The organism is Robertmurraya mangrovi, from assembly GCF_034427655.1.
Classification (GTDB): domain Bacteria; phylum Bacillota; class Bacilli; order Bacillales; family Cytobacillaceae; genus Robertmurraya_A; species Robertmurraya_A mangrovi.
The window spans coordinates 1-1679 of record NZ_JAXOFX010000037.1 but is presented as its reverse complement, the minus strand read 5'-3'; the positions used below and the strand labels follow the sequence as shown (position 1 = coordinate 1679).

At 45.0% G+C, this 1679-nt stretch carries 9 tRNA genes and 2 rRNA genes; all 11 read left to right on the top strand.

Annotated elements, in window-relative coordinates:
• Window positions 1-164 precede the first annotated feature (164 nt).
• Window positions 165-281, top strand: a 5S ribosomal RNA gene (gene rrf / locus SM124_RS23905).
• An 11-nt stretch (window positions 282-292) separates the two neighbouring features.
• Window positions 293-368: transfer RNA gene (locus SM124_RS23900), tRNA-Val, on the top strand.
• 95 nt (window positions 369-463) lie between these two features.
• Window positions 464-539: transfer RNA gene (locus SM124_RS23895), tRNA-Thr, on the top strand.
• 177 nt (window positions 540-716) lie between these two features.
• Window positions 717-789, top strand: a tRNA-Lys gene (locus tag SM124_RS23890).
• A gap of 37 nt (window positions 790-826) precedes the next feature.
• Window positions 827-911, top strand: a tRNA-Leu gene (locus SM124_RS23885).
• Between the two features lie 34 nt (window positions 912-945).
• Window positions 946-1020, top strand: a tRNA-Gly gene (locus tag SM124_RS23880).
• Between the two features lie 6 nt (window positions 1021-1026).
• Window positions 1027-1112: transfer RNA gene (locus SM124_RS23875), tRNA-Leu, on the top strand.
• Between the two features lie 72 nt (window positions 1113-1184).
• Window positions 1185-1261 (top strand) — tRNA-Arg (locus SM124_RS23870).
• Between the two features lie 16 nt (window positions 1262-1277).
• Window positions 1278-1354: transfer RNA gene (locus tag SM124_RS23865), tRNA-Pro, on the top strand.
• 11 nt (window positions 1355-1365) lie between these two features.
• Window positions 1366-1441: transfer RNA gene (locus SM124_RS23860), tRNA-Ala, on the top strand.
• A gap of 142 nt (window positions 1442-1583) precedes the next feature.
• A 16S ribosomal RNA gene (locus tag SM124_RS23855) occupies window positions 1584-1679 on the top strand; the annotation flags it as partial.

Genomic DNA, 1679 nt, shown 5'->3' with positions numbered 1-1679 from the left:
AGGTCAGAGGTGGAAGCATGGTGACATGTGGAGCTGACTGATACTAATCGATCGAGGACTTAACCACATTATTGGTGATTACTCGAATTCTTCTTCTTCAATCATTATCTAGTTTTGAGGGAATAATGTTTTTTCACGGTAGTGAAAAGAACTTTCCTTAATAGTCTGGTGGCGATGGCGAGAAGGTCACACCCGTTCCCATACCGAACACGGAAGTTAAGCTTCTCAGCGCCAATGGTAGTTAGGGGCTGTCCCCTTGTGAGAGTAGGACGTCGCCGGGCTTTTAAATAATGGAGGATTAGCTCAGCTGGGAGAGCACCTGCCTTACAAGCAGGGGGTCGGCGGTTCGATCCCGTCATCCTCCACCAAAACTTTTTTACGGAACGTCAGTGGAATAAAAAGAGTTTTCCTTAATATCCACGTAACGTAACGAAGTAATCAGTTTCATCCTTAATATTATTATGCCGGTGTAGCTCAGTTGGTAGAGCAACTGACTTGTAATCAGTAGGTCGTGGGTTCGACTCCTATCGCCGGCACCATTTTATTTTTGTCTTAAAATGAGCCATTAGCTCAGTTGGTAGAGCAACGAGCAATACTACTTGAATTACTTCGAGTTGTACCCATCGAGCTGCTTCTTGACTAATCTTCCTGAGATGGGGACATCGTAGATGCCTTGATTCAGTGAAGAATCATAGTACAAAGCCAAATATTATTGAGAGCCATTAGCTCAGTTGGTAGAGCATCTGACTTTTAATCAGAGGGTCGGAGGTTCGAGTCCTCCATGGCTCACTTTTCTTAAGCAAAATAGATTTTCTTTAATTAAATTGCGGGTGTGGCGGAATTGGCAGACGCACTAGACTTAGGATCTAGCGCCGCAAGGCGTGGGGGTTCGACTCCCTTCACCCGCACCAAGATTTATTACGGTAGAACAGAATAAAAATTAACGCGGAAGTAGTTCAGTGGTAGAACACCACCTTGCCAAGGTGGGGGTCGCGGGTTCGAATCCCGTCTTCCGCTCCAAAATATGCCGGGGTGGCGGAACTGGCAGACGCACAGGACTTAAAATCCTGCGGTAGGTGACTACCGTACCGGTTCGATTCCGGTCCTCGGCATTAAACTTTTTTTTGAAGTATCAAAAGAAGTTTTCTTAATGTTTTGCTAAAATAGAAAGCTTTTATAAATTTGCGCCCGTAGCTCAATTGGATAGAGCGTCTGACTACGGATCAGAAGGTTATGGGTTCGACTCCTTTCGGGCGCGCCATAAAATACAATGTTTACGGGGAGTAGCTCAGCTTGGTAGAGCACTTGGTTTGGGACCAAGGGGTCGCAGGTTCGAATCCTGTCTTCCCGACCACTAAATAATAAGGGGCCTTAGCTCAGCTGGGAGAGCGCCTGCCTTGCACGCAGGAGGTCAGCGGTTCGATCCCGCTAGGCTCCACCAAAAAAATATTTGACAAAGCTTTATTGCTTTGATAGTATTGATAAAGTCGCTGTGAGCGATTGAATTGTCCTTTGAAAACTGAACAAATCATACGTCAACGTTTAATTTTAATTTTATTTTTTTAAGAGCTAAATCTTACTCTTTATTGGAGAGTTTGATCCTGGCTCAGGACGAACGCTGGCGGCGTGCCTAATACATGCAAGTCGAGCGAAGTTTTAAAAGCTTGCTTTTGAAACTT